The 19,125-nt window shown below is 64.0% G+C and carries 13 protein-coding genes and 1 pseudogene; 6 read left to right on the top strand and 8 right to left on the bottom strand.

Annotation, left to right across the window (positions count from 1 at the left end; genetic code table 11):
* Nucleotides 1-24: 24 nt before the first annotated feature.
* Entirely contained in the window at nucleotides 25-210 is a 186-nt protein-coding gene (locus tag BPHY_RS10825) for a rubredoxin (protein ID WP_041763545.1), read from the bottom strand.
* Between the two features lie 271 nt (nucleotides 211-481).
* Here BPHY_RS10825 and BPHY_RS10820 point away from each other — a divergent pair, with 271 nt between their 5' ends.
* From BPHY_RS10820 to BPHY_RS10800, 5 genes are all read left to right on the top strand, one after another.
* Nucleotides 482-883 carry a DUF4399 domain-containing protein gene (locus tag BPHY_RS10820; protein WP_012401509.1) on the top strand — a complete coding sequence of 134 codons (402 nt, stop codon included), beginning with the start codon at nucleotides 482-484 and terminating at the stop codon, nucleotides 881-883.
* Between the two features lie 224 nt (nucleotides 884-1,107).
* Complete coding sequence (locus BPHY_RS10815) at nucleotides 1,108-3,033, top strand: ATP-binding cassette domain-containing protein (RefSeq protein WP_012401508.1); 1,926 nt, start codon at nucleotides 1,108-1,110, stop codon at nucleotides 3,031-3,033.
* A gap of 309 nt (nucleotides 3,034-3,342) precedes the next feature.
* Entirely contained in the window at nucleotides 3,343-5,328 is a 1,986-nt protein-coding gene (locus tag BPHY_RS10810) for a DNA topoisomerase IV subunit B (protein WP_012401507.1), read from the top strand.
* Nucleotides 5,329-5,382: 54 nt separating this feature from the next.
* Nucleotides 5,383-7,704: a DNA topoisomerase IV subunit A gene (gene parC / locus BPHY_RS10805; RefSeq protein WP_012401506.1), complete on the top strand. Its 2,322-nt coding sequence runs from the start codon at nucleotides 5,383-5,385 to the stop codon at nucleotides 7,702-7,704.
* Between the two features lie 185 nt (nucleotides 7,705-7,889).
* Nucleotides 7,890-8,348 (top strand): CopD family protein, encoded by a 459-nt coding sequence (locus BPHY_RS10800; RefSeq protein WP_012401505.1) that lies wholly within the window; start codon nucleotides 7,890-7,892, stop codon nucleotides 8,346-8,348.
* A 78-nt stretch (nucleotides 8,349-8,426) separates the two neighbouring features.
* Here the strand turns inward: BPHY_RS10800 and BPHY_RS10795 are convergent, their stop codons facing one another.
* The 7 genes and pseudogenes from BPHY_RS10795 to BPHY_RS39390 form a co-directional block, all read right to left on the bottom strand.
* Entirely contained in the window at nucleotides 8,427-9,644 is a 1,218-nt protein-coding gene (locus BPHY_RS10795; RefSeq protein ID WP_041763543.1) for a chromate transporter, read from the bottom strand.
* 183 nt (nucleotides 9,645-9,827) lie between these two features.
* Nucleotides 9,828-12,203: a bifunctional diguanylate cyclase/phosphodiesterase gene (locus BPHY_RS10790; protein WP_012401503.1), complete on the bottom strand. Its 2,376-nt coding sequence runs from the start codon at nucleotides 12,201-12,203 to the stop codon at nucleotides 9,828-9,830.
* Between the two features lie 539 nt (nucleotides 12,204-12,742).
* A complete protein-coding gene (locus BPHY_RS10785; protein WP_012401502.1) occupies nucleotides 12,743-13,633 on the bottom strand; it encodes a PhzF family phenazine biosynthesis protein in 891 nt (296 codons plus the stop codon).
* A 169-nt stretch (nucleotides 13,634-13,802) separates the two neighbouring features.
* Entirely contained in the window at nucleotides 13,803-14,267 is a 465-nt protein-coding gene (locus BPHY_RS10780; RefSeq protein ID WP_012401501.1) for a RidA family protein, read from the bottom strand.
* Between the two features lie 111 nt (nucleotides 14,268-14,378).
* A complete protein-coding gene (locus BPHY_RS10775) occupies nucleotides 14,379-15,575 on the bottom strand; it encodes an aminotransferase-like domain-containing protein (RefSeq protein ID WP_012401500.1) in 1,197 nt (398 codons plus the stop codon).
* A gap of 65 nt (nucleotides 15,576-15,640) precedes the next feature.
* Complete coding sequence (locus BPHY_RS10770) at nucleotides 15,641-16,546, bottom strand: DMT family transporter (RefSeq protein ID WP_012401499.1); 906 nt, start codon at nucleotides 16,544-16,546, stop codon at nucleotides 15,641-15,643.
* A 29-nt stretch (nucleotides 16,547-16,575) separates the two neighbouring features.
* A pseudogene (locus tag BPHY_RS39390) lies at nucleotides 16,576-17,257 on the bottom strand (VOC family protein).
* Nucleotides 17,258-17,637: 380 nt separating this feature from the next.
* On the opposite strand from BPHY_RS39390, the gene BPHY_RS10765 reads away from it, so the two are divergent.
* Nucleotides 17,638-19,107 carry an aminotransferase-like domain-containing protein gene (locus BPHY_RS10765; protein ID WP_012401498.1) on the top strand — a complete coding sequence of 490 codons (1,470 nt, stop codon included), beginning with the start codon at nucleotides 17,638-17,640 and terminating at the stop codon, nucleotides 19,105-19,107.
* Nucleotides 19,108-19,125: the final 18 nt, after the last annotated feature.

The following is a 19,125-nucleotide window of genomic DNA, read 5'->3' as shown; positions in this document are numbered from 1 at the left end:
AGCGCTCTTCGACAGGAGCGCCGATCAGAACTCGACGACGGCAAATTCCGCCTTGCCCACGTCGCACAGCGGGCAGCGCCAGTCGTCCGGGATATCGGCGAAACGCGTACCCGCTGCAATGCCTTCCTCGGGCAGGCCTTCCTCTTCGTTATAGATCCAGCCGCAAATCAGGCAGACCCAGCTCTTGTATTCAACGATCACTTCACTCACGACACACGCTCTTCATCGATTCAGTGCAAAATCCGCCAATCTGCCCCTTTATTGTGCATTCGGCGGCGACTCGCAATATTACCGGAATTCGCCGGAAGGCCGACGCCTTTCGGTTCGTTATCAGTTCCGGACCTGCGCGAAGCAACGTGTAGCCGCGCGATGCGCTTGCCTGCGGGCGCAGGTCGAACGTGTATCCTTTTCGTTCGGTGTCGCCGTGCGCAATGCTGACGCGTGCCGCGCCCGTCGAGCCCCTTTAGCCAAGGAGAAAACGATGCTGAACAAGAAGTGGTGGGCCGGTGCAGCGTGCGCGAGCATGCTGGTCGTGTCGGGCGTGGCGCATGCGGCGGGCGTCTCCTTCGTCGAGCCGAAGGACGGCGCGACGGTGAGCAACCCCATCCATGTGAAATTTGCCGTCGACGGCATGAAGATCGCGCCAGCGGGCACGATGACGGAAGGCGCGGGGCATCATCATCTGATCATCGACGGGCAGCCGCTGCCGAAGGGCGAGGTGATCCCGGCCACCGACAAGTCGCTGCATTTCGGCAAGGGCCAGACGGAAGCCGAACTCACGCTGCCGCCGGGCGAGCATACGCTGACCCTGGATTTCGGCGACGGCGCGCACCGTTCGTACGGTCCGGAAATGAGCAAGACGATCACGATTCACGTGAAGTGAGCGCAGGCGTGTTCGCGCACGCGAAACTTGCGCGGCAGTGATCCGCTGCTGCCGCGCACGCCCGCCGCGAACGGGGCGCGCTTTCGGTGCCGCTCAGGTCCACGGGGGTATGCACCCCGCGTCATTCGTCCTATGACGTCTGCCCGTCCGCATCCCGTCAGCTCCCGCGCTGCCGACCGGTACAATGAGCGCTTCCGACTCATCGCTGGTTTCTTCACTTTTCCATGTCGCTTTACACCATTACGGGCGCGCAACTGGCGTTCGGCCATGTCGCGCTGCTCGATCACGCGGATTTTTCACTCGAAGCCGGCGAGCGCGTCGGGTTGATCGGCCGTAACGGCGCGGGCAAGTCGTCGCTGCTGAAAATCGTCGCGGAGCTGGCGAGGCCGGACGACGGCCTGATCACGCGCCAGCAGGATCTCGTCACCGTGTACGTGCCACAGGAACCCGAGTTCGACGGCGACGTTACAGTCTTCGATACGGTGGCGGCAGGTCTCACGCGCGCGAGCGCGCTGCTCGACGAATACAACACGGTCGCGCACGAACTGGCGGAAACGCCTGAGGGCGCGCAGCACGACGCGTTGCTCGCGCGCATGAACGCGCTGCAATCGTCGCTCGATGCGACGGATGCCTGGAACTGGCGCACGCGCGTCGCCACAACCCTGGCGCAGATCGGTCTCGACGGCGATGCGCAGGTGGGCTCCCTGTCGGGCGGCATGCAAAAGCGCGTCGCGCTGGCGCGCGCGCTCGTCGTGCAGCCCGACGTGCTGCTGCTCGACGAACCGACCAACCATCTCGACTTCGACGGCATCCGCTGGCTGGAAGAGCTGCTGGTCTCGCAGCGTGCCGGTCTGCTGTTCATCACCCACGACCGCGCGTTTCTCGATCGCGTCGCGACGCGCATTGTCGAGCTGGATCGCGGGCGTCTGCTGTCGTATCCGGGCAATTTCTCCGCGTATCAGACGCGCAAGGCGCAGCAGCTTGAAGTGGAGCGCGTCGAGAACGAGAAGTTCGACAAGCTTCTCGCGCAGGAAGAAGTGTGGATCCGCAAGGGCGTCGAGGCGCGGCGCACGCGCAGCGTCGGCCGCATTGCGCGGCTCGTGCAGATGCGTAAGGAGCGTGAAGAACGGCGCAACGTGCAGGGCAACGTCAAGCTCGACGTCGGACAGGGCGAGAAGTCCGGCAAGATCGTCGCCGAACTCACGGACGTGACGAAGCGCTACGGCGAGCGCACCGTGGTCGACCGTTTTTCGACGACGGTCATGCGCGGCGACAAGATCGGTTTCGTCGGTCCGAATGGCGCGGGCAAAACGACGCTGCTCAAGCTGATCCTCGGCGAACTGCAGCCGGACGACGGCGCGGTGCGTGTCGGCACCAACCTGCAGGTCGCTTACTTCGACCAGATGCGCGCGCAGCTCGATCTGGAAAAGAGCCTCGCCGACACGATCAGCCCGGGTAGCGACTGGGTCGAGATCAACGGCCAGAAAAAGCACGTGATGAGCTATCTCGGCGACTTCCTGTTCGCGCCCGAGCGCGCGCGTTCGCCCGTCAAATCGCTGTCGGGCGGCGAGCGCAACCGCCTGCTGCTGGCGCGTCTCTTTGCGCGGCCGGCCAACGTGCTGGTGCTCGACGAACCGACCAACGACCTCGACATTCCGACGCTCGAACTGCTCGAGGAACTCCTGACGGACTACGACGGCACCGTGCTGCTGGTGAGCCACGACCGCGCGTTTCTCGACAACGTGGTCACGTCGGTGATCGCTTCGGAAGACGCGGGCAAGTGGCGTGAATATGTCGGTGGCTTTACCGACTGGCAGATTCAGCGCGAACGTTCGGAACAGATCGCGCAAAAGGATGCACCGAAAGAGCCGCCGAAGGAAGCCGCACCGAAGGAAAGCGCGGCGGGTCGCAACGCGCAGCGCACGGTCAAGCTGTCGTTCAAGGAGCAGCGCGAACTCGAGGCGCTGCCCGAGCGGATCGCAGCGCTGGAAGCGGAGCAGAAGGCGATCGGCGCGCAGATCGAGGAGGGCTCGATCTTCGTGAAGGACGCGCAGGAGGGGGCGCGGCTGACAGAACGCTATGCGGCCATCGACGATGAATTGCTCGTGGCGATCGAGCGGTGGGATGAGTTGGAGAGCAAGAAGAAGTAGCACGCCCATCGGTGTAGTACGCCTTTATACCAATCGTCCTACACCCCTCATCTAAATTGCCCCGCGCATCGAAATCAGTAAAATACCCGCGGACCTGCTTCCCACGGTCGTTCCAGCGCACCGCCCGCAACCGGGCCTGCCGGAATCCGCGGACAGCAGACAGGGCAAACCGAAAACTGCCGCACGTAAGTCGCGCAGCCTACACACTCCGTTGTTTCGTTTCGCTTTTTTTTGAAAACTCGACGCATTGTCCACGCACCTGTCCGCAAGACATGTGGACAACGATGAACCGACGGACCCGAGCAAGCCATGTCAACGAAAAAGCCAAACGCCGCGTATAGCGAAGCATCGATCAAGGTGCTCAAAGGCCTGGAGCCGGTCAAGCAGCGGCCCGGCATGTACACGCGCACCGAAAATCCGCTGCACATCATTCAGGAAGTCATCGACAACGCATCCGACGAAGCGCTCGGCGGCTACGGCCGTCAGATCACCGTCACGCTGCACGCCGATCATTCCGTTTCAGTCGAAGACGACGGCCGTGGTATTCCGTTCGGCATGCACCCCGAAGAGCGCGTCCCCGTCGTCGAAATCGTTTTCACGCGCCTGCACGCCGGCGGCAAGTTCGACAAGGCGGCGGGCGGCGCCTACACGTTCTCGGGCGGCCTGCACGGCGTCGGCGTATCGGTGACCAACGCGCTGTCCACGCGCCTGGATGTCACCGTCTGGCGCGACGGCAAGGTCGCCGAGCTGAGCTTCTCGCACGGCGACGTCATCAAGCCGCTGCAGGTGCGCGCCGCGACGAAGGCCGACAAGAAGTCGGGCACGCGCGTCACGGCGTGGGCCGATCCGAAATACTTCGATTCGCCGAATCTGCCGCTCGGCGAACTGCAACGCCTGCTGCGTTCGAAAGCCGTGCTGCTGCCGGGCGTGGAAGTCGTTCTCATCAACGAAAAGACAGGCGAGCGCCAAAGCTGGAAATACGAAGACGGCCTGCGTGGCTATCTGATGGAAGGCATGGCGGGCAGCGACCTGCTGATCCCGCTGTTCGAAGGGGAACGCTACGCGGAAAGTTCGCGCTCGAACGAAGAAACCTTTGCCGAAGGCGAAGGCGCGGCGTGGGTCGTCGCGTGGAGCGAGGAAGGACCGCTCACGCGCGAATCCTACGTCAATCTGATTCCGACTCCCGCGGGCGGCACGCATGAAGCGGGTCTGCGCGACGGTCTCTTCCAGGCCGTGAAGAGCTTTGTCGAACTGCACAACCTGCAGCCCAAGGGCGTGAAGCTGCTCGCGGAAGACGTGTTCGCGCGCGTCTCGTTCGTGCTCTCCGCGAAGGTGCTCGACCCGCAGTTCCAGGGGCAAATCAAGGAGCGTCTGAATAGCCGCGATGCCGTCAAGCTGGTGTCCTCGTTCGCGCGCCCCGCGCTGGAACTGTGGCTCAACCAGCACGTCGAGCACGGCAAGAAGCTCGCCGACCTCGTCATCAAGCAGGCGCAGGCGCGCACGCGCGCCGGCCAGAAGGTCGAAAAGCGCAAGAGCTCGGGTGTGGCCGTGCTGCCAGGCAAACTGACGGATTGCGAATCGACCGAAATCGGCCGCAACGAACTGTTCCTCGTCGAGGGCGATTCAGCAGGCGGTTCCGCGAAGATGGGCCGTGACAAGGAGTACCAGGCCATCCTGCCGTTGCGCGGCAAGGTGCTGAACACCTGGGAAACCGAGCGGGATCGTCTCTTCGCGAATAACGAAGTGCACGATATTTCCGTAGCGATCGGCGTCGATCCGCATAACCCGGACGACACCGTCGATCTGTCCAATCTGCGCTACGGCAAGATCTGTATCTTGTCCGATGCGGACGTCGACGGTTCGCATATCCAGGTGCTATTGCTGACGCTGTTCTTCAAGCACTTCCCGCAACTGATCGAGCGCGGTCACGTGCATGTCGCGCGTCCGCCGCTGTTCCGCGTCGATGCGCCCGCGCGCGGCAAGAAGCCGGCGCAGAAGCTGTACGCGCTCGACGAAGGCGAACTCGAAGCGATTCTCGACAAGCTGCGCAAGGACGGCGTGCGCGAATCGCAATGGTCGATCAGCCGCTTCAAGGGGCTCGGTGAAATGAGCGCCGAGCAGCTGTGGGACACGACGATGAACCCGGACACGCGGCGCCTGTCGCCCGTTGCCCTCGGCGAACTCGACTTCGACGCGACGGTCACGCGCATGACGATGCTGATGGGCAAGGGCGAAGCGGCGTCGCGCCGCAGCTGGCTCGAAGAGAAGGGCAACCAGGTCGAAGCGGATATCTGAGCGCACGCGTGCATCGTGCGATGCACGCGCGCCCAACAAGGACACGGAATCTAGATGGACGACAACACTCCCGATCTGTTTACCGAGCCGGCAGCGCCCGAAGGCGACGTGCTGACGCTCGGCAACTACGCGGAACGCGCGTATCTCGACTACGCGGTGAGCGTGGTGAAGGGCCGCGCGCTGCCCGACGTCTGTGATGGCCAGAAGCCCGTGCAGCGTCGCATTCTGTACGCGATGAACGAGATGGGTCTCGGCGACAACGCAAAGCCGGTGAAGTCGGCGCGTGTGGTCGGCGATGTGCTGGGTAAATATCACCCGCACGGCGACCAGTCGGCGTACGACGCGCTCGTGCGTCTCGCGCAAGACTTCTCGATGCGTTATCCGCTGATCGACGGCCAGGGCAACTTCGGCTCGCGCGACGGCGACGGCGCGGCGGCGATGCGTTACACGGAAGCGCGCCTCACGCCGATCGCGAAGCTGCTGCTGGACGAAATCGACCAGGGCACGGTCGATTTCATGCCGAACTACGATGGTTCGTTCGAAGAGCCGAAGCTGCTACCCGCGCGCCTGCCGTTTGTGCTGCTGAACGGCGCGTCGGGCATCGCAGTCGGTCTCGCGACGGAAATCCCGTCGCACAATCTTCGCGAAGTTGCGGCGGCTGCTGTCGCAATGATCCGCCATCCGAAGATCACGCATGCCGAACTGATGCAACTCGTGCCGGGACCGGATTTCCCCGGCGGCGGCCAGATCATCTCCAGCGAAGCGGAAATCTCGCAGGCGTACGAAACGGGCCGTGGCAGTCTCAAAGTGCGCGCGCGCTGGAAGATCGAAGATCTTGCGCGCGGCCAGTGGCAACTCGTCATCACCGAACTGCCGCCTAATACGTCCGGTCAGAAGGTCCTAGAAGAGATCGAGGAGCAGACGAATCCGAAGATCAAGCTCGGCAAGAAGTCGCTGACACCGGAACAGTTGCAGACGAAACAGACGCTGCTCGGCCTGCTCGACGCGGTACGCGACGAGTCGGGCAAGGATGCGCCCGTGCGTCTCGTGTTCGAGCCGAAGTCGAGCCGTATCGATCAAACCGAGTTCGTGAACACGTTGCTCGCGCATACGAGCCTCGAATCGAACGCGACGCTGAACCTCGTGATGGTCGGCGCGGATGGACGTCCGCGTCAGAAGGGCATCGGCGAGATGCTGCACGAGTGGATCGGCTTCCGCTTCACGACAGTCACGCGCCGCTCGCAACATCGTCTGAACAAGGTCAACGAGAGGATTCACATCCTCGAAGGCCGGATGATCGTCTTTTTGAATATCGACGAGGTCATCCGCATCATCCGGGAATCGGAAGAGCCGAAGGCCGCGCTGATTGAAGCGTTCAAGCTGTCCGACCGCCAGGCCGAGGACATTCTCGAAATCCGGCTGCGTCAGTTGGCGCGCCTCGAAGCGATCAAGATCGAAAAGGAACTGTCCGAACTGCGCGACGAGAAGGCCAAGCTCGAAGAACTGCTCGGCAGCGAGCCGGCGATGAAGCGCCTGCTCATCAAGGAAATCGAAGCCGACGCGAAGCAATATGGCGACGACCGTCGCACGCTGATCCAGCAGGAGAAGCGCGCCACGTTCGAAGCGCGCGTGGTAGACGAACCTGTCACCGTCGTCGTGTCGCAGAAGGGCTGGGTGCGCGCGCTGAAGGGCCACGGTCTAGACCCGGCGGGCTTCACGTTCAAGGCGGGCGACGGTCTCTACGCGGCGTTCCAGTGCCGCACGCCCGACATGCTCATTGCGTGGGGCAGCAAGGGCCGCGTGTATTCCGTCGCGGTGTCGCAATTGCCGGGCGGGCGCGGCGACGGCGTTCCCGTCACGTCGCTGATCGAGCTCGAATCGGGCACGCATCTGATGCATTACTACGCGGCATCGGCGGAGCAGGCGCTGCTGCTGGCATCGTCGAACGGCTTCGGCTTTATCGCGAAGGTCGGCGACATGGTGAGCCGCGTGAAGGCGGGCAAGGCGTTCATGACGATCGACGAGGGCGCGACGCCGCTCGCGCCGATGCCGATGCTGCCCGATGCAACGCAAGTCGCGTGTCTGTCGGGCGGCGGCCGTCTGCTGGTGTTCGGTCTCGACGAGATGAAGACGTTGTCGGGCGGCGGACGCGGCGTAATCCTGATGGCGCTCGACCCGAACGAAGTGCTCAAGCAGGCGCTGGCGATCAGCAACGCGGGTGTCGTGCTGCAAGGCGTGTACCGCAACAAGCCCATGGAAGAAGAGCTGTCCGGCAAGGCGCTCGAACCCAATGTCGGCAAGCGTGCGCGCAAGGGCCGTGTGCCGGATACGAAGCTGAAAGAGGTGACGTCGCTGCGTCCGGTGTTACCGGGCTGACGATGTCAAGCGCCGTGAGCGGGGTCTCTCACGGCGCAACACCACACCTCCCCATGAAAGAAAACAGCGCAGCGAATGAACTGCGCATCATGTGGCTGGTCGAACGCGGTCATTGACATATGTCAGTGCTGGGCTTGTCGACTGGACGTCACGACAGCGCGCTACATCGGGAATGGAAAACAACTATGAACAAGGCGATTGAAGTCGCGCTCTTTCTGCATCTGCTGGGCGTCGCCGTGTGGATCGGCGGCATGATATTCGCGCATTTCTGCCTGCGCCCGGCACTCGAGGACCTCTCGCCGCAATTGCGGCTGCCGCTGTGGGAGTCGGTATTTGGCCGCTTCTTCAACTGGGTCGGCGTGTCCGTGCTCGTCATTCTGCTGACGGGCGGTTTCCTGCTGATGCAATTCGGCGGCGGTCACGCGACGTGGCAGCTCCACGCGATGGCGGGCATCGGCATCATCATGATGCTGATTTTCGGGCATATTCGGTTCGCGGTGTTTCCGCGCATCCGTCGTGCGGTGCAGGCGCAGAAATGGCCCGATGGCGCGCGCGCCGTGGCGACGGTGCGGCGTCTCGTCGTCGTCAATCTCGTGCTCGGTATCGTGACGATAGGCGTGGCGGCGATGTCGCGCGGATTCTGAGCGCACGCTGCGTTCCAAACGAAAGCCCCGCAAATGCGGCGCTTGTACATTGGCGGCCAGCCTGCGGGCAACGTTTGATCACCGCACGTGCCCAAAGAACAACCACACGCCGCACGCGACGGCGACCGTCCCATACACCGCGTACACGGGCAGCTTCAGCTTCGCGAAGCACACGCCGGCAAAGAGGGCCGTCACGAGATAGGCCGGTTCGAACGGTACATTGCGCACGATTCGCAGCACGGCGACGGCGAGAAACGCCGTCGTCACCGCGCGCAGCACACGCATGCCGTGCTCGAAACGCGGGTTCATCTTCAACTGATGCAGGTGGCGCTGCGCAAGCACGACGAGGCAGCCCGACGGCACGAAGAGCGCGATCGTCGCAATCATTGCACCGCGCCAGCCGTCGACGAGATAGCCGAAGAACGGCACCACGTTCAGCAGCGGCCCCGGCGACAGCGGTGACAGTGAAAACGCCAGCGTGAACTCGTTGTTCGTCACACCGATAGCGGGCGCGACGAACAGCGTTTTCAACACCGGCAGCGCGGAGAAGCCGCCGCCGAACAGTGTCAATCCCGCGCCCGCTAGCCGCGGCCACAATAGCGCGAGTTCATAGCGATGTGGCAACGGCAGCGCGAAGATCAGCAGCAGCACGCACAGGCCGATCAGGAGCCGCCAGTCGCCCGCGCTCAAGGTGGTCGAGAGGCGTGCGCCGCGCGCGTCGCTGCGCACCCACCCCGACATGAACGCCGCGCCGAGAATACCGATATAGGCCGCGGGCGTATGTGCGCCTATCAGCGCAATGCTGCCGAGCACGGCCGCCGTCCATTCGAGCCGGCCGCGCACGAGCGAGCGCGTCTGCTTGTACCAGGTGACGCCGATCAGCGTCGCGAGCACGACGCTGAAATGGTTGAGCAAGGTCTGCGATGCGACTTCGCGTACGAGCGGCGTGCGGTAGAAGACCGCGAACGCCGTCATCAGCATGAAGAAGGGAAGCACGCTCGCGATGCCCGCGATCCACGCGCCCGCACGTCCGCGCAGCACGTGGCCGAGCTGCACCGCGACATTGCAGCCGACAGGCCCGGGCACCATCCAAGCCAGCGCGACGATGTCGGAGAACGCGAGGCGCGTCAGGCGTTCCTCGCGTTCGACGTAGTGGTTCTCGAGTTGCGCCATCAGCGCGAGTCCGCCCCACGAAAGCGCGGATAATCCAAATACGACGCGAAACAGCGTCCAGAGCGGCTCGCGCTCGTTGCATCGTGTGACTTCATCTGCTGCCGGCGCGTGAAGCGCCGTCATAGGCCGGGCTGGCCGCATGCGAACACCTGTTGGGCTAGATTCTTATGCGGCGCGCGTTGTCGATCGCCGCGACAGCGCGCGCTGGGGTCATGCGCGCTCGAGCGGATACGCCCGAATTGCGTTGCTACCGTTCATTCTTCCGGCCGACGCGTTGCATCCACTGACGCTTGCTGCGTGCTGCGCTCAGACCGATTCGTTGCTCGTGCTGGTGCTCGCGGCATCGCTGGTGCTGACGGCGTCGCCGCGATGCGTGAGATGCGCACCGTGCGTGCCGCACACGCCGAAGCGTTCGAGCAGCGCGGGAATACCCTCGGCGGGCACGGGCCGCGAAAACAGGAAACCTTGCGCCTCGATATGGCCGAGTGCGGCAAGCCACGCGATCTGTTCTTCCGTCTCCGTGCCTTCGACCACGACCGTCAGCCCCAGCGAGCGCGCGAGGTTGACGATGGCCGTCACCATTACGCAGACGCTGCGGTCGCCGGGAATGGCCTGCACGAACGAGCGGTCGACCTTCAGCGTATCCACCGAGAAGCGGTTCAGGTACGACAGCGACGAATAGCCGGTGCCGAAGTCGTCGAGCGCGATGCGCACGCCGAGCCGCTTCAGCGCGAAGATCTTTTCGGAGACGAGATCCGGGTACTCCATCATCGCCGTCTCGGTGATCTCGAGCTCGAGGCGGCGCGCGGCGATGCCCGTTTCCTCGATTGCGTGCGAAATCGTTTCGTAAAGATCGCCGCGCCAGAACTGTACCGCCGAAATATTCACGGCGAGTGACAGGGTGTCGTAACCCTGTTGCTGCCACTGCGCAAGCTGCCGGCACGCCGTGCGGATCACGAAATCGCCGATGGGGACGATCAGACCCGTGGATTCGGCGACAGGGATGAACTCGTTCGCGGGAATCAGGCCATGCTGCGGATGGTTCCAGCGCACCAGCGCTTCGAAGCCGGTGATGCAGCGGCGCGCGAGGTCGATCTTCGGCTGATAGGCGAGGAACAGCTGCTGGTCGGCCAGCGCGACACGCAACTGCTGCTCCCACTTCATCAGATGGTCCGCGCGATGCGACAGATGCGGTGAGTAGAACTGATAGCAGTTCTTGCCTGCGTCCTTGGCGCTGTACATCGCGAGGTCGGCTTTTTTCAGCAGGTCGATTTCGCTTTCGTTCGCGACCGAGTAGAGCGCGATGCCGATGCTCGCATGCAGTACGAACGAACTGCCGCGCACTTCGAACGGCTTTGCGAATACGTCGATGATCGCTTCCGCGAGCGTCACCGCGCGCTTCTCGACGTCGTCGCCCTTGATCACGACGACGAACTCGTCGCCACCGATGCGCGACAGCGCGCCTGCGTCGGCGACTGCATCCGCGAGACGCGAGGCCGTCATTTGCAGCACGATGTCGCCGGCGTTATGGCCGAGCGTGTCGTTGACGGTCTTGAAGTTGTCGAGGTCGATGAAGAGGATCGCGAGATGCCCGACGTTCACCGGTTGTCCTACCTCGTGACGCAGACTCTGCAAGGTCGAGTAGCGGTTGCGCAACCCCGTGAGCAGATCGAATTCGACGAGATGCGTCATCTCGCGCTCGCGTCCGAGCAGCTTGCCGATCAGCCCGGTGGCGACGGCGAAGAAACCGAGCATCGCGAGCGAGATAAAGCTCGCCATCAGCAGATAGACGTTGCGGGTGTGGTTGTAGTCCGCGAATTCTTCGGCCTGCGACAGGCCGACGAGCACGCCGAGCGGATAGCCGTCGATATGCCGGTACGACACGATGCGCGTCACGTTGTCGATCGAATCCACATAGGTGCCCGACACGTGCTCCGAAGTGGGATAGACACCCGTCGCCGTGAATACGCCCTGGGTGTGATCGGAGTTGCCAGTACGGCGCGCGAGCACGGCGCCGCTATCCGAGATCACGGCGATCACGCCGTCGCGGCCGATGGCCGCGTTGTTATAGAAGTCGCTGGTGAAATAGCTCGGGTCTTCCGATACGACCACGACGCCCGCGAACGAACCGTCGGGATGATTCAGTCGGCGCGTCATCTGCAAAGTCCAGTGGCCGGACACTCGGCCGAGCACGGGCTTGCTGATGAAGAGCTGGTCGTCGTTCTCGTGCTCGTGCACCTTGAAGTGCTCGCGATCGGACAGGTCGATGGGCTTCGGATTTGCCTCCGCCGTGTTCGCGATCAGCTTGCCGTGCTCGTCGATCAGCGACACCTGGACGAGCGTCTCGCTTTGCACGACGCCTTTTTCGACCGTGCTCGCGAGATCGAAATGGCCCGGCGTTTTCTCGAACTCGAATTTGACGAAGCGCGTGATCTGGTCGACCTGGTGAATCGCCTTCACCGTGTGCTGTTCGAGTGCCGCGGACAAAATGGCCGCCGAGGCCATCGCCTCGCGATACGTCGTGTCTTTTTCAACCGAGAGCCGCGCGAAGATCACCGTCCAAAGCAGCACGAGCACCAGCACGCCGAGCGCGGGAATCGCGAGCAGCGCGCGCCGGCGCGTTCCCGCCGGATCGAGGCGGTGCCTGACGTCGCGCGCGGAAGAGAGGCGGAACTGATTCATCGGCTGGACCGTGACCCTGTGCCTTGCGGCTATGCTTGCTTGGCGGTGTGTGCGTTTCTGTTGACTGCGCGAATGTTAAAGCAACCGGCTGTTTGGACGAATTGATACGCCGCAAGCGCCGGGTGGAAGCAATGGCGTGGTGGCGTGCCAGACCACCCGTTGGTCATCGGTAACGTTTTGATATTACTGAATGGGCAATAATTAAGGAAGGGCTCGCGCATCGGGTATACGCCTGCCCTCGCGGGCATGCAACCGATGCCGGAGCGGACGCCTCGCGCTGCCCGCACAGGCACGCCCCCCGTGCGTTTGAAGGGAGTCGTCGAAAACCGTGGGCGCGCAGCGTCGCCGGAATGGAAGTGGGACAGCCATCTTGACAACGCGGCCATTCATGCAGTCTGCATGAATGGCCGCGTTGTCATCGGCTTGCGAAACGGGTTGCAAGATTGTATGTGTGCGCATCGGACGGATTTTTAGAACATCCAGGTGACGCGCACATGTCAATCCCGTCTCACGCATTCAAGGTCATCGCGCTCGCCGGTTCAGGGCAGGCGGAACGCGCCGTCAACGACAGTCAGCGATGCACCGCCAATCCACGTCTTGTCCGCCGCGTCGTCGTAGCGCACGTAGACGTCGCCCGCGCGGCCGAGCGCCGTGCCCTGGCGTACCGTGTATTGCATGCCGGGCCGCGCATTCTGCATGGTCAGCAGGTTGGCGAGCGCGGCGTTAGCGCTGCCTGTCACCGGGTCTTCCCCGATGCCGAGGCCACCGCCCAGCATCAGACAGCGCAATTCATAGTTCGCGGGTCCGTTCGCGTCATGCGGGCCATAGGCGGCGAGGCCGCGTGCCCCCACGGTCTGCACGACACGTGCAAGCGCGGCTGAATCGGGATCGAGCGCGAGGCATGCCGCTGCCGATTTCATGCGGACGACGAGCCATTGCGGACCATTGTCGACGCCGCACGGCTGGGCTGTGTAATCGATTGCATCGCTATGCAGCGCCAGTGCAAGCGCGGCGTATTCGGTTTCGGCGAGCGGCGTGACGCGCGCAGGCGGCGCGGCGAACGACCATACGCCGGCGCGGCTATCGTCTTGCTCCAGTTCGATCAGGCCCGCTGCGCATTGCTGCACGAGGCGGCCGGGCTGCTTCGGCCGATTGCCTGCTTCGCGCCACGCGTGCGCCGTCCCGAGTGTCGGATGGCCGGCGAAGGGCAACTCGCCGTGCGTCGTGAAGATGCGCACGCGATAATCCGCCGACGGGTCGGTCGGCTTTAGCATGAACGCGGTCTCCGACAGATTCGTCCAGTGCGCGATGGCCTGCATCTGTTCGGTATCGAGTGCGTCCGCATCGAAGATCAGCGCGAGGGGATTGCCTTTGAACGGCACCGACGTGAACACGTCGACCTGTTTGAAGCGAACGGTTTTCCCTTGCATCGTTTTCGTTCCTGTTCGACGGCTGAGCGGGGGTTGACGCGCGGCATGATCCACACGCCCATGAAAAACGCCGCCGATAACGCTTTCACATCATCGACGGCGTGTTGGCGTCGTATTCGCGCTCGACGAAAGTGTTCGCGACGAACACTTGCACGCGGATCGCTGACGCTTATTGAACTTCGGCGATCAGTTCGATCTCGACGCATGCGCCGAGCGGAATCTGCGCGACGCCGAATGCCGATCGTGCGTGCTTGCCGCACTCGCCGAACACATCGGCGATCAGTTCCGATGCGCCGTTGGTCACGATGTGCTGCTCCGTGAAATCGAGCGTCGAGTTCACGAGGCTCATCAGCTTGACGACCCGCGTCACGCGATTCAGGTCGCCGACATGTGCGTGGAGCGTGGCGAGCAGATCGATCGCGATCGAGCGCGCGGCGGCCTTGCCTTCTTCCGTGCTCAGGTTGTCGCCGAGCTTGCCTGCCCACACCTTGCCGTCCTTCTTCGCGATGTGGCCGGACAGATAGACCGTGTTGCCGCTTTGCGCGCTCATCACGTAAGCGGCCGCGGGCGCGCCCGCGACGGGCAGTTCGATGCCCAGTTCCTTCAGCCTGTCATACACATTCGATTGAGCCATGACGTGTCCTCGTCGATGAATGGAAAGAGTGGTTCAGCGTGCGCGCAGCCAAACAGATGCCGGCGGCGCGCACGATGTCAGCGATGCGTGTTGCGCATCCTACGGCATGTCTCAAACGCGTGCGCGGATGAGTTGCGCGAGGCGCGCCACGCCTTCGTCGATTTTTGCGGGCGGCACGGTCACGAACGACAGGCGCAGCGTATTGTGCTGTGCCTGGTTGGCGAAGAACGGACCGCCCGGCACGAACGCCACATTCTGCGCGACGGCTTCTTCGAGCAGCTTCATCGAGTCGATGTGCTTCGGCAGCGATACCCAGATGAACATGCCGCCTTCTGGTCGGTTCCATGTCACGCCTTCGGGCATGTAGCGCTCGAGCGAGCCGAGCATCGCTTCGCACTGGTCGCGATACAGCGCGCGGATCTTCGGCACATGCGTATCGAGGAAGCCGTCCTTCACGACTTCGTGCACGATGCGCTGCGTGAAGCTCGGCGTGTGCAGGTCGGTTGCCTGCTTGGCCTGCACGAGCTTGAAGTGCAGTTCTTCGGGCGCAATGATGTAGCCGATGCGCAGACCCGGCGCGAGCACTTTCGAGAACGAGCCGAGATGCACGATGTGATCGGGCGCCATCGACAGCATGGTCGGCAGCGGTTCTCCCTTGTAGTCGAGCGCGCCGTATGGATCGTCTTCCAGCACCGGGAACGGCGCCGACTTCGCGAATTCGGCGAGCGCGCGGCGGCGCTCGACGGGCAGGCGGCGTCCCGTCGGATTCTGGAAGTTCGGCTGCGCGTACAGCAGGCGCGCACCCTTCGTCAGTTCGGGCGTGAGGCCTTCGGGAATCAGGCCGCTATCGTCGGTCGGCACCTGCACGTAGTGCGGCTCGTACATCGAGAACGACTGCAGCGCGCCGAGATACGTCGGCGTTTCGACCAGCACCGGGCTTTGCGGGCAGACGAGCACCTTGCCGAGCAGATCGAGCGCCTGCTGCGAGCCGGTGGTGATCAGCACCTGCGAAGGACGGATCTGCGCGCCATTCGCCGAATAGCGCTGCGCAACCCATTCGCGCAATGGAAGATAGCCTTCCGTCGCGCTGTACTGGAGCGCGGCAGCGGGCGAGTCGCGCAGGATGCGGTCGCTGGCGGCGCGCATTTCCTCGGCCGGGAAAGTGGCCGGCGACGGCAGACCGCCCGCGAACGAAATGACCTCGGGCCGCTCGGTGACCTTCAGGATTTCGCGGATCGCCGAGCTGGTCAGCTTGCGAGCGCGTTCGGACAATTGCCAGGTCGGGGCATTGAGGTCGCTTTGATTCATGGTCTCCTCGTCGGTGTAGCAGGATCAGGTGGTCGGTCAAAAACAGGGATTATCGCGCGAACTCGTCAGGCGGCGCGAACCGGCCGTACGGCCGTATGTACGGTGGCCTTGCGGCCCAGCATCACGGTGGCGATCACGGCAGCCGCGAAAACCCACGTGACAGGCGTGACGTTCTCGCCGAAGAACAGCGCGGAGAACGCCATCGTGAAGAAAATCTGCAGCAGCTGCACCTGGCCGACCCGCGCGATGCCGCCCATTGCCAGGCCCGCATACCACGCGAAAAAGCCGATGAACTGCGAGAACAATGTGACGTAGCCGAACGCGAGCCAGGTTTTCAGCGCGACGGGGCCGGGATGGGCGGCGTGCTGCTCCCAGCCGAGCCACGCGACGGGCACGAGCAGAAACGGCGCCGACACGACGAGCGCCCAGCAGATCACCTGCCAGCCGCCGATCTGCCGCGCGAGCCGTGCGCCTTCTGCATAGCCGAGTGCGCCGATTCCGACCGCGACGAGCATCAACAGGTCGCCCGCCTGGAACGCGCCGCCGCCCGCCTGCAGCGCGAACGCGACGACGATTGCGCTGCCCGCGACGGCGCTCGCCCAGAATGCCCTCGACGGCCGTTCGTGCGACAGCCACGCGGCGTAGATGGCGACGCACAGCGGCTGCAAGCCGTTGACGACGGCGCCGTGCGACGCGGGGACGCTCTTCATCGCCCACGCGGAAAACACCGGAAACGCGATGATCACGCCGAGCGACACGACGGCGAGACTCTTGATCTGCGGCCACGTGGGCCGCCTTTCACGGCGGATGGCGAGCAATATCGCAGCGGGAACGGAAGCGGCGAGCGCGCGGCCCAGGCCGTTCAGCAGCGGGCTGAATTCGGCGACGACGATGCGGGTCATCGGCAGCGTCAGACTGAAGATCATTACGCCGATCAGGCCGAGCAGCATGCCTTGGGTTTCGCGCTTCATTGCTTCTGGTTCTCCATGTGGTGCTTGATCTATCTGAGCGTGCGCAGCCCGCTCGGGGTTTCGATGTCGGCGGCGAGGGCAGGCGCGCCGTCCGTATTTTCCAGCGCGATCAGTTGCGCGGCGCCGAGCCATTGCAACTGCTGCGCGACGATGTCCGCTTGCGGATGCCAGCCTTTCAGCGCTTTCAGCGCGAGGCCTGTTTCCGGCAGCACGTGGGACGGATGGCGCGTCGAGTCCCACTGGATCAGCGACGGCACCACGCCGCCCCCCGGCCCCTTGCCACGCGGGAAACGCGCCGTCGTTGGCCACCGTCAGGCTCCACGTGAAATCGCCGCGCGTCATCGGTACGACGGTCGAAATGCGCGCGGGATACTGCTGTTGCCACAGCGCCAGATTCTTCGGCCGTTCCACGCGCGCGACCCAATGCGACAGATACGGCCCGCTTTCCAGGCGCGCGCGCGTCGCGGGATCGTCGAGCGCGAAAAGACGCGCACGGGCGTTCGCGGGCTCGCCGGCGCCCGGATCGATCGCGATCACTTCCAGATACGCGCCGCCCCACAGGTTTAGCAGCCGGTTGTGCGTGCGCATCGACGGATGCGCGCCGCCGCCCGAAGGCGCGACGCCGAGCGTATCCGCGACGTATTGCGTGCCCTCGTCGAGCGTGCGGGCGGAAACAACGAGGTGGTCGAGTCGAAGCGTGTGTGCTGTCATGGCGGCAAGAGGGCGGTCGTTCGCTGAGGGCGCGGCGGCGGGTAACGGTCGGTTGCGCGCGAGTCGGCCAGGGTCAATCCGTAAGAATAACCGTTCGGCTTGCGGCCCGGCCACGCGCAGTACCGTATGGCCGGTGTCAGCGAGCTTCGCGCCGCGATCGGGTGGCGCGGGCAAGCAGGTCGTCGATACCTGGGAATTGCTGAATCTGAAATGAAATGTACCGACAGTGACCGGCACAGTAACGGTACAATCGCTGCGATACTGTTCGGTACAGTTGCCCTGTCGTCTGATGGACTTCTGTCCGCATCCGGGACACAGCCGGTTACCTTGCCGTGCGCCCGAGCCGACGTCGCCCATGCTGCACACTGCTGGAGTCCGCCATGTCCGTCCCGCTCGACCTGATTCCCGCTCCTCACCACGCCTCGGCGCTCACGCTTGTCGATCAGCTCGTGCAGTGGGCGCGCCGCCGCATTGAGGAGCGCGTGTTCCGTCCCGGCATGCGCATGCCGTCGATCCGCAAGCTCGCGCTCGACAAGGGCGTGTCGCGCTTTACGGTCGTCGAGGCGTACGAGCGGCTGGTCGCGCAGGGCTATCTGGATTCGCGGCGCGGCTCGGGCTTTTACGTGCGCGAGCGGCTGGCGGGCGGTCCGCCGCCCGTCGAGCGCCGTCTCTCGACCCACGAGGCGGCCGATGCCGCACCCGCGCCCAGCACGATCGACGTCGTCTGGCTGTTGCGCAACATGCTCCACACATCGACGCGGCCCGAGCGCGGGCCCGGCCTCGGCTATCTGCCGTCGCGCTGGCTGGACGGCGAGCTGATTACGGGCGCGCTGCGCACCCTCGGCCGGCAAAGCGGCGCACAGATGCTCGGTTTCGGTACGCCGCAAGGGTTTTTGCCGCTGCGCCAGCAACTGCAGACGCGGCTCGAGGAACTGGAAATCGGCGCGTCGCCAGAACAGATCGTGCTCGTGTCGGGCATCACCCAGGCCATCGACCTGATTGCGCGGCTCTATGTGCAGCCAGGCGACACGGTGATCGTCGGCGATCCGGCGTGGTTCCAGATGTTCGGGCGCTTTGCGTCGCAAGGTGCGCGGCTCGTCGGCATGCCATACACGCCGGACGGCCCCGATCTCGACGCGCTGGAAACGCTTGTGCAGACGTGGCGGCCGAAAATGCTCGTGATCAATTCCGTGCTGCAAAACCCGACGGGCACGTCTTTGACGGCGGCGCAGGCGTTTCGCATCCTGCGGCTCGCGGAAGAATACGATTTCATCGTCGTGGAAGACGATATCTACGGCGACCTTTGCCCGCCGGGCTTTCCCGCGACGCGCCTCGCGAGCCTCGATCAGCTCAAGCGCGTGATCTATCTGGGCAGCTTCTCGAAGACGCTCGCGGCGAATCTGCGGGTCGGTTTCATCGCGTCGTCGCCCGACGTGGCGAAGGCCGTCACGGACCAGAAAATGCTGGTCGGCATGACCACGCCCGAGCTGAACGAGCGCGTGCTCTACAAGATCCTGACGGAAGGGCACTACCGGCGGCACGTCGAGCGGCTGCGCGCGCGGCTCGATACGGTGCGCGACAAATCGGTGAGGATGCTCGAAAAAACGGGGCTGCGGATGTTCCAGACGCCGGCGGCGGGCATGTTCGTGTGGGCGGACACGGGCGTCGATGCCGATGCGCTCGCGGCGGCCGGCCATGAGGAAGGCTTTTTGCTGACACCGGGAAGCCTGTTCTCGCCGCAGCAGTCGCCCACCACGTGGATGCGCTTCAATGTCGCGAATTGCGGCGATCCAGCGCTGCCGGCATTCCTGTGCCGCTATCTGGACGGCGTTGCCCGGCGGGCTTCATAGACCTCTTGAATCCGTGGC

Source organism: Paraburkholderia phymatum STM815 (assembly GCF_000020045.1).
GTDB classification, from domain to species: domain Bacteria; phylum Pseudomonadota; class Gammaproteobacteria; order Burkholderiales; family Burkholderiaceae; genus Paraburkholderia; species Paraburkholderia phymatum.
Note: the sequence above shows the minus strand (reverse complement) of the source record. Positions and strands in the feature narration are given on the sequence as shown.